Annotated in this window: 8 protein-coding genes and 1 tRNA gene; 2 read left to right on the top strand and 7 right to left on the bottom strand. The window is 55.1% G+C overall.

Going from position 1 to position 14,123, the window contains the following annotated elements; translation table 11 throughout:
* Nucleotides 1-97: 97 nt before the first annotated feature.
* From secF to SH678x_RS07295, 7 genes are all read right to left on the bottom strand, one after another.
* Nucleotides 98-3,385 carry a protein translocase subunit SecF gene (secF, locus tag SH678x_RS07265; protein ID WP_496922226.1) on the bottom strand — a complete coding sequence of 1,096 codons (3,288 nt, stop codon included), beginning with the start codon at nt 3,383-3,385 and terminating at the stop codon, nt 98-100.
* Between the two features lie 54 nt (nt 3,386-3,439).
* Nucleotides 3,440-3,811 carry a preprotein translocase subunit YajC gene (yajC, locus tag SH678x_RS07270; RefSeq protein ID WP_496922227.1) on the bottom strand — a complete coding sequence of 124 codons (372 nt, stop codon included), beginning with the start codon at nt 3,809-3,811 and terminating at the stop codon, nt 3,440-3,442.
* Between the two features lie 204 nt (nt 3,812-4,015).
* Nucleotides 4,016-5,134 carry a tRNA guanosine(34) transglycosylase Tgt gene (gene tgt / locus SH678x_RS07275; protein WP_496922228.1) on the bottom strand — a complete coding sequence of 373 codons (1,119 nt, stop codon included), beginning with the start codon at nt 5,132-5,134 and terminating at the stop codon, nt 4,016-4,018.
* A gap of 57 nt (nt 5,135-5,191) precedes the next feature.
* A complete protein-coding gene (locus SH678x_RS07280) occupies nt 5,192-6,517 on the bottom strand; it encodes a tetratricopeptide repeat protein (protein WP_496922229.1) in 1,326 nt (441 codons plus the stop codon).
* Nucleotides 6,518-6,600: 83 nt separating this feature from the next.
* A tRNA-Thr gene (locus SH678x_RS07285) sits at nt 6,601-6,674 on the bottom strand.
* A gap of 86 nt (nt 6,675-6,760) precedes the next feature.
* Nucleotides 6,761-9,232: a glycoside hydrolase family 95 protein gene (locus tag SH678x_RS07290; RefSeq protein WP_496922230.1), complete on the bottom strand. Its 2,472-nt coding sequence runs from the start codon at nt 9,230-9,232 to the stop codon at nt 6,761-6,763.
* A complete protein-coding gene (locus SH678x_RS07295) occupies nt 9,201-11,582 on the bottom strand; it encodes a glycoside hydrolase family 95 protein (RefSeq protein WP_496922231.1) in 2,382 nt (793 codons plus the stop codon). The genes SH678x_RS07290 and SH678x_RS07295 overlap by 32 nt, the downstream gene beginning before the upstream one ends.
* 208 nt (nt 11,583-11,790) lie before the next feature.
* On the opposite strand from SH678x_RS07295, the gene SH678x_RS07300 reads away from it, so the two are divergent.
* Together SH678x_RS07300 and SH678x_RS07305 are read left to right on the top strand one after the other, a co-directional pair.
* Nucleotides 11,791-13,068, top strand: coding sequence for a tagaturonate epimerase family protein (locus SH678x_RS07300; RefSeq protein ID WP_496922232.1), 1,278 nt, complete (start codon nt 11,791-11,793; stop codon nt 13,066-13,068).
* A 13-nt stretch (nt 13,069-13,081) separates the two neighbouring features.
* Complete coding sequence (locus SH678x_RS07305; RefSeq protein WP_496922233.1) at nt 13,082-14,119, top strand: aldo/keto reductase; 1,038 nt, start codon at nt 13,082-13,084, stop codon at nt 14,117-14,119.
* The last annotated feature ends 4 nt before the right edge of the window (nt 14,120-14,123 follow it).

Genomic DNA, 14,123 nt, shown 5'->3' on the forward strand with positions numbered 1-14,123 from the left:
TACCCCCTGATAAGCCTTGTCGCCCAAGCGCGCATTGTACCGATCGCACGGGACCGTGTGTGCGGACTCGGTAAGCTTTGCGGGCTATGACCGTTGGTCACTTCGTCGCCGCGAGGTCGCGAGTGCTCACCTTGCTCGCGGATGGAACCTTGGAGCCGCTCTTCTCCTCGAACTGGCTCAACCAGAGCAGCACAGGCGAGGCGATGAAAATCGAGCTGAAAGTACCCACGATGATGCCAGCTGCCATGACAAAGGAGAATGCGTGCAGGCCCTCACCTCCCATGACATAGAGCATGATGACCGAGAAAATCGTGGTCAAAGAAGTGAGCAATGTTCGCGATAGAGTTTGGTTAACGCTCTGATTGATCATCTCACTGGTAAGTCGTGGACTCTTTCCTTTGACTTCACGAATACGGTCGAACACCACAATCGTGTCGTTGAGCGAATAGCCAATCAACGTGAGAAACGCCGCCACGACGGGGAGGCTAATTTGGAATTTCTCCAGCATCAATGCATGCGCCAAGCCAGGCGAGGCTTCGACAATCCAGCCGCAAATGGCCAGCAATCCCAACGTAATGAGAACGTCGTGAACCACAGCCACCAAGGCGGCTACACCGTAGGTCCAACCGTGGAAGCGGAACCAGATATAGGCCATGATGCCAATGAAGCTCACCACCGTCGAAGCGATGGCCTTGGTCCGCAGATCGTCGGCCACACGACCGCCAATCTTATTGGCCAAGGGGAAAATGGGTTCACTGTTTGTGGATTGTTCGAGTTCGGCAAAGACTTCAGCGGCCTCGGCGGGTGAAATTGCCAACTTGACGTCCCAAGTGCCGAAGCGGCGTCCGCTGCCTTGAGTGTAATCAGGATTGGAAATCTCGAACCGAGTCGAGCCATGTCCCTTTGCTTCCAGAGCTTCGCGAAGCATGTGCTCCACGGTCTCATAATTAACACCGGCATCAATGTCCTTGGGATCACCAAACATCAGTTTGGCTTTGGTGCCATTCGCGTACAAGTCCGCCACGGTCGCAGGAGTTGTCACAGCGGCAGGGGTTTCCGTGTTGGCAACAGGTTCTTCGGTTTCTTCTTCAACTACAGTGTCCTCTTCAACCTCGGTAGCATCACCCTCGGCGGGTTCGTCGACGGTTTCGTCTGCTTCCTCTTCAACTGCTTCGACTTGGAAGTTTGCCAGCCGAGCGCTCACTTGCCGACGCGATCGGCTCGCACCGGTCTGCTCGCTCACGGGGCCGACTTCGGAAATCTCAATGCTGTAGGTTTTGAGTTTATCACCGAACTTGTCCTGCAGAATTTGCTGCACGGCCTCAATGTCTTGCTCGATGCTGCTCACGGTGAAGCGTGTTCCCGTGTTACCGACCTCCACAAGCGAGAGGTTCTTGTCATTGAGATCCGTCTCCGCAAGGGTGTCCATCACTTCGGAAAACGTCATCTTGTTGTCGTCGGTGAGCACAAGCGTCACGGAAGTTCCCCCCGTGAAGTCGATGTTGAGCAAATCGGCCCCCCGATCGACGACGGCATACAAACCGATGGCGGTCAAAATTAAAGATCCAACAAACGCGATGCCACGTTTGCCCATGAAATCGAAATGAGTCTCGCCAATGATCTGAGACATTTTGAGGTCTTTGATTGTGCCCAACCGCTCGGCGACGTCGAAAATCAGCCGCGTAATGAAGATGGCCGCGAACAAACTCATCACCGTACCGATGATCAGCGTCACACCGAAGCCTTTCACGTTGTCGGGAGCAATGCGGTAAATCACGACCGCGGTAATCAGGTTCGTAAGATTCGAGTCAATAATCGCCGACAAGGCTTTGTCGTAGCCGTTGCGAATCGCCATACGCAAGGCGGCCCCGCGGGCGCGTTCTTCTCGAATACGCTCGAAGATCAGCACGTTGGCATCCACCGACATACCGACGCTCAGCACCAAACCCGCGAGACCCGGCAAGGTGAACGCCGCGTGGAACAAGACCATCGTCCCCAGGGTCAACAGCAGATTCACACACAAGGCGATACATGCCACGAGCCCAGCGAAACGGTAATAAATCAGTAGGAAGACAAACGATATCACCATACAGAGCAGCATGGCCACGTAGCTGCGTTCGACAGTTTCGGCGCCCAGCGTGGGGCTGATCGATTCGCGGCTGATGGGATCTTTGTTTAAAGACGCAGGCAAACTTCCAGAATTCAGAATGCCGACCAGCTCATCGACTTCCTGTTGTGTGCCAATTCCCTCGATCGTTCCCGTGGAAGTAATTTTGCTGTTAATATTGGGGGCCGACTTAAGATTTTTGTCGAGAATAATACCCAAGTTGTACTTCTGGCCCGAAGGGTTCGGCGTGTGGCTCCCCGTCAATTGGCCAAAGCGATAAGCCCCCTGATCGTCGAATGTGAAGAGAACCACGGGCTGGCCCGTCCCATCGTACGATGCCGAGGTCCGCTGCAAGTAATCTCCAGTAACGTCGAGTCCGTCATTAGTCAGCACCAATGCCTGAGGTTGATCGCCAACCAAACGCTTGACGACGCGGTTATCAGGCTGATCAGGTGCACCAAACTCGGCAACGTTGTAGGGCATCCACTCAGCGACTTTGCGTCCGCCCAGCATCACTTCGTTTTCACCTTTAGGCAGAGCTTTGGCCAACTCGATAATTTCGGTGTTTTCCGAAAAAATTGGCGATGCGGTGATGCGAAACTCCAGGGCACCGGCGGTGTAAATCCGCCGCTCGATCATGTCGAGTTCTTCTTGGCTCGCCTTGGGGATAATGATTTCAATTTGATCGGGACCATATTCACGAATCGAGACTTCCTTTGTACCGCTGGGATCGACACGCTCCCCGAGCGCACCAATGAGCTGCCGCACAAGCTGGCTTTTTTGCGAGACGGTCTTTCCCGTATTATCGACCCCCTGGGTCGTCGCGTCGGCGGAGGCGACGGCTGAAGTGTCCTGCAACTCGTAAATCAGGGTGATACCACCGCTGAGGTCCGGGCCGTACTTCAGTTCGCCTTGGTACAGCACCAGGGCAGCCGCCAGTACGGAACCGATGGCCAAGGCAAACTTCCAGCCATAGTCAGGCATCCGCCAGCGCTTGGCGAGATAGCTGCCGATGATGATTGGAATCACGAAGACCGCGATTACCATGCTGAGCATGATCAGCCCAGGAATGGCCGAGGCCACTTCCGCGGGTGCGGGGGCATCCGTATTGCCGGCGACACCGATCTTGGTGCTCACGGTTTCGGCACTTTCTTCAGGCGTTTCTTGCGCGATGATGGGCAGTGCCGACAGCCCCAGGGTCATGACCGCGAGTAGCAGCGCAAGTTGGCGCCATTGTGAGAAAAGCGTAAGCACAGTTTCTTTTGCCTTCGTTATCATTTCAATTTCCGTTAATGATCGAGAAGAAGTCGGGACTCGACTTCTGCAATCGTGTTAGCTTTCTGATTTGGTTTCTTCGTTAATGACGCGGGCGATGGCCGACGCGCTGACGCGAATTTTTGTGCCGGTGGTTTCGTCGACACGGACCGTGATTTCGTCGCGATCGCGTTGAACATTGGTGACGACGCCATGAATGCCGCCGATCGTCACGACACGATCTTTTTCCTTGAGATTGGCCACCAACTCGCGCAAGGCATTTTCTTTATTTTTTTGCGGTCGCAAAATCAGGAAATAAAAGAACACCATGATCGCAATCAAACCAGGCAGCATGCTCGTTATCCCCGGGGGAGAAGCTTCCTCGGCTTGGGCAAACAGCAGGTGGTTCGGCATCGCGAATGCCAATTCAATCGAGTTGGGAAAGATCATGCCACTTATCAAATACTTTTTAAGTTGATTTCGGCTACCCAAACGACATCGTGGGCGGGACTTACGACAAGAACTGCCGCCTCACCACGCCATCACTCCGCCAGCAGAGACCACCCGTGCCCCTAGGGACGAATAGTGGGCAAACCGAAGAATCGATCATCATAAATCGAAGCGCCGCAACGGACAAGGGCGACAGACGCCTCCCTAGGGGGCACGCCAACCGGCCATTTTGGCTTCCCGAAAGTCCCTAAAGGCGTCCGCTTCAATGGCAGCCCGAGCCTCGGTCATCAGCCTTTGGTAGTAGGTCAGATTGTGAATCGAGGTGAGAATCGGCCCCAGCATTTCCTTGGCTTGAAACAGATGCCGAAGATAACCACGGCTATGTTGGCAAGCGGGGCAAGGACAGCCCGGCTCCAGCGGGCTTTGGTCCAGTTCGTGAGAGGCATTGCGTAACCGCACGGGCCCGCGATCCGTGAAAGCCAGCGCATTTCGGCCATTGCGAGTCGGCATCACGCAGTCGAACATATCCACTCCACGGGCCATGCACTCGACCAAGTCTTCCGGTCGCCCCACGCCCATTAAGTAACGGGGCTTTTTCGCGGGCAAATATGGCGTGGTGAATTCCAAAGTTTCATACATTTGCCACGGCTCTTCGCCGACGCTCAGACCGCCGACGGCAAATCCGGGGAAATCCAAGCCCACGAGGGCTTCGGCACTTTCACGGCGCAACTGGGCATCAAGCCCCCCCTGCACGATGCCCAGCAACATTTGGTCGTCACGTCGCGATGCCTTGAGACAGCGCTCCGCCCAGCGAACGCTCCGGCGCATAGCGTCGGCGATCACGTCGGTTTGATTGGGGAGCGCAATCACGTGATCGAACTGCATCACAAAATCGCTGCCCAAATTCTCTTGAATTTCAATGGATCGCTCGGGGGTCAATTCCATCCGCGAGCCATCGATATGAGAACGGAACGATACACCCTGCTCGGTGACCTTAGACATGGCCGCGAGACTGAAAACCTGGAAACCTCCGCTGTCGGTGAGAATGGGGCCCGACCAACCCATGAACTTGTGCAGTCCACCGTGGGCCGCCACCACGTCGTCGCCTGGGCGCAGCGCAAGGTGATAGGTGTTGCCGAGAATGATTTGCGCGCCGGTTTCGCGCAGGCGACCGACATCCAAACCTTTGACCGTGCCGACGGTGCCTACGGGCATAAAAGTGGGAAGTTCCACGATCGCCCGCGGTGTATGCAAGCGCGCACGCCTAGCTCCGGTGTGCCGATCAACGTGCAACAATTCGAAACGAAAAGCGGAACTCGCCATCAGCCACGGCTCTCATCACTTGTGGCTGAGAGCCGATTGCTGACAGCCGATTGTTTTTCAGTCACCACGCAACTTGAGATTGGCTTGGGTGAGCTTTTCGCGAACTTCGTTGAGACTTGTCACGCCGAAGTTCTTGCACTCGAGCAAATCATCGCCCGTCCGGCGAAGCAGTTCGCCGATGGTCGACAGTCCCAAGCGAACCATGCACTTGCGGGCTCGCACCGAAAGGTTGAGATCGGAAATCGGCCGATCCATGAGGGCTCGTTCGTCGTCGCTCAGCTCGACGGCCTGATACTGAGGCTCTTCCTCACGCCATTTCGTGGCAAATTGGCCCAATTCCAGGCCTTTGGAGACTAGCATTTCCCGAATTTCCACAAGCGAAGTTTCGCCGAAATTCTTGCTCGCGAGCAATTCTTGCTCGGTCGTCTCGGTCAGATCGCCGAGGGTCATGATGCCCATCTTTTGCAAGCAGTTGCGGCTGCGAACCGACAACTCGAAGTCGCTCACAGGAACGCTCAAAATCTGTGACATGCGATCTTGGCGACGACGGGCTTCTTCGTCGTAGTACATGTCGCGCGAGGCATCGGCATCTTTGAAGTACAACCGAGCCCGCACATGGTCGGGATAAACATCGAGAATCCGCTGGTAGCATTGCTTGGAACGCTCGAAGTGCTCGATATCTTCGTAGAGCAAGCCCAGGTTAATGAGCGTGCCGACATGGGTCGGAAATTGCGAAGCGGCACGTTCGTAGAGCGAGCGAGCGTAGTCGTCGTTCCCGTGGCGATCGTTTTCCATGGCCAAGCCAAAGAGCGCGCCCGAATGGGTGTTGTCGGCTTCGACGGCCCGCTCCAACAGCGCGACGACTTCATTGGGATTGCCACCCAAGGCCGAAACCGTGGCGGAACGCTGATACAGATATTCAGCGGTTTGCTCGACGGCGCCCGAAAGATTGTCGAGAATCGTGAGCGATTCCTGAGCCTTGCCGGCATAACGGAGGGCTTCGGACTTGGCGAGGGCGACTTCATCTTTATTGTAGCCCGCTCGCTCTGAGGATTCGTAAGCCGTCAAAGCTTCCTCATATTTATCGAGAGCCAACAACGCCTTGCCCAGAAAAAAGTGGGTCAATGCTCCGCCGTCGGCATTGCGCAGCGTCTGCACGGCGGCCGAATAACGGCCCAGCAGATACTGGCAAACACCCAGGCGCACCGAAGCCGCGGGAGTACGCGATTCCTGCTGCTCCATCTCGTTGACGGCGTCCCGCAGCAAACGAAAGTTGCTGTAGTCGGACGAAATCGCACGAACGATCTGCTTAATCTCGTTCGGACCGAAGGTGCTGTTGGAAAGCACAATTTGCTTCAAATCGACTTCGAGAACTTGCGACATCTGCCACCCACTCCTATTAAGGTCGTTGCCAAACTTATCTGCTCTAAGGATCACCCAGGCGACGAAGCCCAAGCGATCAAATGAGCCAGTGGTGGGAGTCGAACCCACAACCCCCGCATTACGAATGCGGTGCTCTGCCAATTGAAGCTACACTGGCGATTGTGTTTAAGCTCATCAGAATAACGAATTTTATGCCGTGCGGCAAGTCTTGCCGGGTTGCGAGAATTGGCCGCTGGCGGGCCGTTATTTGGGTGAAACACGGGTCAGCTCGCCGTCCAGTTGGATGATTCCGTCGGTCGCGTTGACTTTGATGCTCTTGCCACTGTACTTCACTTCGACGGGCGTCTGCGGCGACTTCAGCACGCATGCCGTGAGTTTCCCATCCGCCCATTCGAGATCGATCTCCGCGCCGCCGCGAATTCGCAGGCCGGTGACTCTTCCGTTGGGCCAAGCAATTGGCAGCGCTGGCAATAACTCCACCAGTACCGCGCCGTCCACGGTTTTTAGGTGCGATTGAACCAGCATTTCGCAAATGCCGCTGGTCGCGCCGAAATTGCCGTCGATTTGAAACGGTGGATGAGCATCGAGCAGATTTAAGTAGACCCCGCCGCCACCGTCGTACTTTGTGTCTTTGATGCCCGTGGGACGGAGCAGGCGGGTCAGCAAGCGATGGGCGTGGTCGCCATCCTGCAATCGGGCCCAAAAATTAATCTTCCATGCGAGCGACCAACCTGTGCCGTCATCGCCGCGGGTTTCCAAGGTTTTACGCGCAGCGTCGGCCAGCTCGGGAGTCGTTGTCGGCGAAATTTGCCTCCCAGGATGGAGAGCAAACAAATGCGAGATGTGCCGATGGTGCGGATCGGCCTCTTCGAAATCTTGATACCATTCCTGCAACGTTCCTCGCTTGGAAATCTTAAGCGGAAAGAGCTGTTCGCGTTTGGCGATCAACTGTTCGCGGAATTCTTGGTCGATGTCCAACAGCTCGCTGGCTTCGATTAGGTTGCTGAACAGGTCCCAAGTGATTTCCATGTCGGACGTTGACGCCATCGAAACCGATTCATGCTGACCCTGCCAGACAAACTTGTTTTCCGGCGAGGTCGACGGGATCGTGACCAAGTGACCGTCTTGATCCTCTACTAAATAATCAAGCAAGAACTCCGCCGCTCCTTTCATGACGGGGTAAGCCTTTTCTCGCAAGAACTGCCGATCGCCCGTGAATTGGTAATGCTCCCACAGATGTTGGCAGAGCCACGCCCCCCCCATCTGCCAGTTCGCCCACACGGGATCTCCTTCGCCAAAATTCCCCACAGGGCAAGACAGCCGCCACAGATCGACATTGTGATGGGCGCACCAGCCATCCATGCCATAAGTGACTTCCGCGGTACGCTGGCCCGTGACCGCGAGTTCTTCGATCATGGTGAGCAGTGGCTCGTGCAGTTCGGAAAGATTAGCCGGTTCGGCGAGCCAGTAATTCATCTCGGTGTTGATATTCACCGTGTAATTGGAACTCCACGGTGGGCGCATCTTGTCGTTCCAGAGGCCTTGCAAGTTGGCCGGCTGTTCCCCTGGGCGAGAAGACGCAATCAACAAATAGCGCCCGTATTGAAACAGGAGCGCCGCCAAATCAGGATCGTCCGCCCCTTCAGCGGCAGTCTGCAAACGCTCGGGCATCAACATGTCCCGGCGTTCGTGGCCTCCGAAATCAATGGCCACGCGGTTGAACAAGTTTCCGTAGTAGGCCTTGTGACGTTTAAGCAGCGCATCGTTGTCGAATTCGCTGGCAATGTCTAAATCACGCAGAGGCTGGATCGTTTCGTCGATTCCCTGACCATCGGGCAGCTTATCAAAGCCGTTGAAGCTGGTATCGCAAGCCAGTAACAACGTGACACTACGGCAATCCTTGGCGACGATCTTATTATCGTCGACGCTGACCACACCGCCATCGTGCCTTACGCGAATTCTCGTAGAAAATCGCATCCCCGTGCCGCGCTTGTCATCACGCTGGATGATGGGGTTCTCGACGTGTTGATAAGACGGAGCCACATGAATGGGCGCGTGGCCACTCATCAGAAAATCGCCGTTCTCCGCGCGAGATAGCTTGTGCTCCAGCAAGCTATCCATCGTCAGCTCAAAGCTCATCCCCTGGGGGTCATCGGTTTGCAATTCCATGACGAACACTTGATCGGGATAGCTCACGAACATTTTGCGAGAATGCTTATGTCCGTTCGACTGGTACTCGACTTCAGCCACCGCGTCGGTAATGTCGAGGCTGCGTTGATAGTTGCTCGGATCGCCTAGATTCAGAAACTTGATGCGCAAATTCCCCAGCGGCAAATACGATTGCGAATAGGCCCCTTGAAGTTTCTTAGTGAGCTCGCCCGCTTCGTGAAATTTTTCGGCCAGAACAAGCTCGCGAATCTTCGGCAGATATTCCTTGCCGGCAGCGCTATTCCAGTCGTACGGTGCCCCCGACCAGAGCGTGCTTTCATTGAGCGTAATGGTTTCCTCATCGACGCCGCCAAAGACCATCACACCCAGACGCCCATTGCCCAACGGCAAAGCCTCTTTTTCCCAGTCGGTGGCGGGCTTGTCATATTTGAGCGCAAGGTGATCGGCAGGAACTGCCTGGGCCTGCGCACAAAACAAAGCTGTGAACAGGATCAAGAGAGCAATGCGCAAAGGCTCAGTCTGCGTTAATTTTTTCAAGATCAGCATCGAGAGATATTTCTTTATCGGCGGGTAATTCTAGTTTCACTTTCTGGCCATCATAGCGAACAATCACTCTCTTACCGAGTGTTGAATGCAGTTTGCATCCGTTGAGTTTGCCATCCGACCAATCCAAATCGACCACAAAGCCACCGCGCGTGTGAAGCCCCGTCACTTTTCCTTGGGGCCAAGCGCTCGGCAGTGCCGGCAGGAGATCGATGATCGTAGAGCCCTCTTCGTTTTTGAGATGCGATTGCACGAGCATCTCGCAAATTCCGTTGGTCGCACCGAAATTGCCATCGATTTGAAATGGCGGATGGGCATCGAACAAATTCGGATACACACCACCGCCATTGTGCTTGGCTTTGGGGGAGCCCGTGAGAGTCAGCAGATTGTCCAGAATTTTATAGGCATGATCGCCAGCGCGCAAGCGCGCCCAGAGATTGATCTTCCAAGCGAGTGACCAACCAGTGCCACCGTCGCCTCGCATTTCCAAGGATTTTTTCGCGGCCTCAAACAACTCGGGAGTTTCGGGTGTGATTTCATCGCCCGGAAAGAGCCCCCACAAATGGGACACATGCCGATGGCGGTTCTGGGGATCGTCGACATCTTCCAGCCATTCTTGCAATTGCCCATGTTGGCCGATTTTGTTGGGAGCGATTCGCTTGGACGTTTCGTCCAGTTCTGCTGCAAACTCCGCGTCAACGCCTAGCGTCTTCGCCGCGGCACTCGTATTGGCAAACAGATCGCGAATGATTTGGTGATCCATCGTGGGCCCCAGCACCAGCCCCCCTTGCTCGGGCGAATTGCTGGGGCCACTGATCAGCCATTTCCGAGGAGTGCGCGGATCGACAATGAGCGTATCGACGAAAAACTCGGCCGCCCCCTTCATCAACGGGTACGCCGTCTCGCGCAGGAAGACTTCATCGCCCGTGTGCTGATAGTGCCACCACAGATGTTGGCACAACCAAGCTCCCCCGGTGGGCCAAATGCCGTGATTCGACGCATTGATCGGAGCCGTGCCGCGCCACAAATCAAAATTGTGGTGCAACACCCAACCCCGTGCTTTGTAGTGTACGCGAGCTGTTTCCGCTCCTGATGCGGCGAGCTCCTTCATCGCGGCGAAGAGTGGTTCACAGCATTCGCCCAAGCCACAAGCTTCCGCCGGCCAGTAGTTCATCTCCGCATTGATGTTGCTTGTGTATTTGCTATCCCACGGCGGTGCCAATTGGTCGTTCCAAACCCCTTGCAAATTGGCCGGCTGATCCCCAGGGCGGCTGGCTGCGATCAATAAATAACGGCCATAGTGAAACAGCAACGCCGCCAGTTGGGGATCGCTCACCGATTTCGCGGCCAGTACACGCTCGTCGGTTGGCAGATCATTCGTAACGTCATCACCAAGAGTAAGCGTCACCCGGTGAAACAGTTCTTGGTGATCTTTAACATGATCGTCTTCAAGCTGCTTAACCGTTTTCTCAGTAGCCTTGCCCAGATCGTCTCGACTGCGAGCAACCGGATCGGCGGAAATATCTCGAAAGTTCACATGGTTGGTCGCGGCCGTGAGCAGCAATGTTGCCTGCGTGGCATTCTCGACGTTAATCGCGTCGGCACTTTGTTGCACTTGGCGATCGGTTTCAACACAGGCCAGATGGGCCGCGAATTTCATTTGGCCTTGAGGATTTCCCGCGCGCTGATTGTCGCTAGCGCGAACTCGCCCCGTCATGAGTTGTGTTTGCTCGTTGGCGGCAGTCAATTCAATCTCGGTTTGCGGGCTCGTCAATTTCGCCGTGAATGAGAGCTTTCCTCGCTGATCGCAAGACAACTTGATGACAACCACGCGGTCGGGATAGCTGGCGAACGTCTGGCGAGTATATTTCACGCCGTCGACTTCATACGTCGTTGTGATCGTGGCGGTATCGAGATCAAGTTTTCGTTTGTAGTTGCTGTAGTTTTCGTGTTTAGTAAACACCAACTCGACGTTCCCAAACGGCTGATACGCCATCTGCCCCAAAGGTTGGGACATAAACTCACGCCCGGCCAATTCCTCGGCTTCCTGTTGCTTACCTGTGAAGAGCAATTCCCGTATCTCGGGCAAAAAGCGATAGGCTCCTGGGTGAGCGTAGCTATGCGGTCCGCCGCTCCAGAGTGTGTCTTCGTTAAATTGGTATTTCGCCTGCGTAACGCCGCCAAAATCCATCACGCCCATGCGACCGTTGCCAACCGGCAGCGCTTCAACCCACTGGGTGGCGGGCTCATGATATTGAAGCAACCACGGAGAACTGAGTGCTGGTGTCATTAAAGACAGCACTACCACGGCTTGAAAGAACAAGGTGTGCAAAAATGCGTGGTGAGTTTGCAAAGAAGAGTTCCTTCAACGAGCTTTCGATACCGAGAATAGCGAACGGTAAGGGGAGAAATTTAGCAGAGTAAACAATCGCCAATTTCCAAGACTCTGTCTCCAAGGTATCCTAAGAAATTCATCTTGGCGAGCAATTGCATTCTCGGTCAATGTGATTGCGTGCAATAGTTCTTTTCAATCTTAGGGCGGACCTGCCGCCGCGAATGTAATGGCAATAACAGCTCCTCAGCCGACAACGCTCGGCATGACACCTTCGTTTGGCTTCGGCGATCGCATCGGTTTGGCGACACCAGGACACTTAGCCGCGCTGCGAAAAGCGGGCGGCGGCATCGCTCCGATCTTTGCGCAGCAGTCGATTCGCGAAATGGCCCGCACCAGCCGCAGCCCTGAAGGCGTAATGAACGACGCACTGCAGGCACTCACTGCTGGCGGTTGGATCGATGCTCACGGCGCCGACGCCGATCACCTCAAAACGCGCGAAGATGTCGACCGCACCGCGGCGGCGGGGTTTACTTTTTTCACGATCGATCCCTCGGGGCACGTCGACCAAATGGCCGACGACTATGATGAAGCGACCGTGCGCGCCAAATTTCAAGATATCAAGGAATACGCCGGTTGGGTTCCCGGCTACAAGGGTAACGAAGTCAAGCTCGCCAGCGGCTCGACGATCAATTTCGATGAACTGGCTGTGCTGCGTGCCGCGGTAAAATATGGCCGTGCCATCCGCGAAGCGATTGAACTGGCGATCTACATTCGCCAGGTACAGGAAGAAGCCAATCGGCCGTTTGAAATCGAGCTGTCCGTCGACGAAACCGAACAGCCAACGACGCTCGCCGAGCACTTTATTATCGCCGAGCAATGTTTGGCCAACGACATGAAGCTCGTGTCGCTTGCTCCACGGTTTATCGGCCACTTTGAAAAAGGGGTCGACTACATCGGCGACTTGGCCGCTCTCGACAAATCGCTGAACGACCACGCCGCGATTGCTCGCCAACTCGGGCCTTACAAAATCAGTTTGCATTCTGGTTCAGACAAAGTTTCGATGTACGCGGCTTTGTCGCGAGCCACCCAAGGGCAGTTTCACGTCAAAACGGCCGGCACATCTTATTTAGAAGCACTACGCGTTGTGGCGATTCACGAGCCCGAGCTTTTCCGCGAGCTTTGTGAGTTCAGTTGTTCGCGCTACAACACCGATCGGGCGACTTATCACGTGCACGCCACGTTGGAAACCGTGCCTGCGCCGAGTAGCTTAAGCGACACGGATCTCGTCAAGAAATATCTGGAACGCTGGGAAGACGTTCCCAACGGCAAGGGATTCACCGAAGCGGGACGGCAGATTTTGCATTGCACGTTCGGTTCGGTGCTCACCGATGAACGCTTCGGCAAATTGGTGCGGCAATGCTTGGCCGACCATCAAGACACGTATTCCGAGGTTCTGGAAGAGCACTTTGCTCGTCATCTCGATGCTTTGCGAGTAGGCATGTAAGCCGGCAATCGCCATGAAATTCTCGGCAGTAGGCAACACGGGCTTACAAATTCCACGCATCGTTTTCGGCACGAGCTGCTTGGGCAACTTGTACGAGGCTTTGCCCGATGAGACCAAACTTGCCATCTCGCGCGAGTGGTTTGCCCATCAAGAGCCACCCGTGGTGATCGATACTGCCGGCAAATACGGGGCGGGACTCGCACTGGAAATGATCGGCCGCAATCTGCGCGAGTTGGAGATCGATCCCAAGCGGATCATCATCTCCAACAAACTCGGTTGGAAGCGCGTTCCGCTGACCACGCCAGAGCCGACTTTCGAGCCAGGGGCGTGGGTGGATCTCAAGCATGATGCCGTACAGTGTATTAGCTATGAAGGGATTCTTGAATGTTGGCAGCAAGGTTGCGAATTGCTTGGCCCTGGTTACTCGCCACAGTTGCTCTCCGTTCACGATCCGGACGAATACTTGGCGAGCGCGAAATCGCCAGCTGAGCGCGAACAACGATTTGCTGATATTCTGGGAGCGTATCGGGCACTCCAAGAACTTAAGGCTGCTGGCAAGGCACAAGCGATCGGCATCGGTTCTAAAGACTGGCGGGTGATTCAAGAAATTGAACGCGAAACAGAACTTGATTGGGTGATGCTGGCCAACAGTTTGACGATTTATCGTCATCCCCCTGAACTGCTCGAGTTTGTCGCCAAACTGAATCGCCAGAATATCGCGATCATCAATTCCGCCGTGTTCCACGCGGGGTTTCTCGTGGGAGGCAAGTTTTTCGATTACCGCGTTGTGACACCCAACGAGAATCCCAACTTGTTTGTTTGGCGTGAAAGTTTCTTGAACCTCTGTCAGAAACACATGGTAAAATCGGCCACCGTTTGTGTTCAGTTTGGCCTGACCGTGCCGGGGGTGTTGGCCGTGTCGCTCAACACGAGCGATCCCGCGCGGATCGCCGATAATGTGTCAGCCGTGCAAGCCTCGATCCCCGCTGAATTTTGGTATGATGCCAAGCAAGCGGGGCTCATTGCCGCCGACTACCCGTACGTTGGATAAATTG

The sequence above is a fragment of the Bythopirellula superficialaquae genome (genome assembly GCF_059632245.1).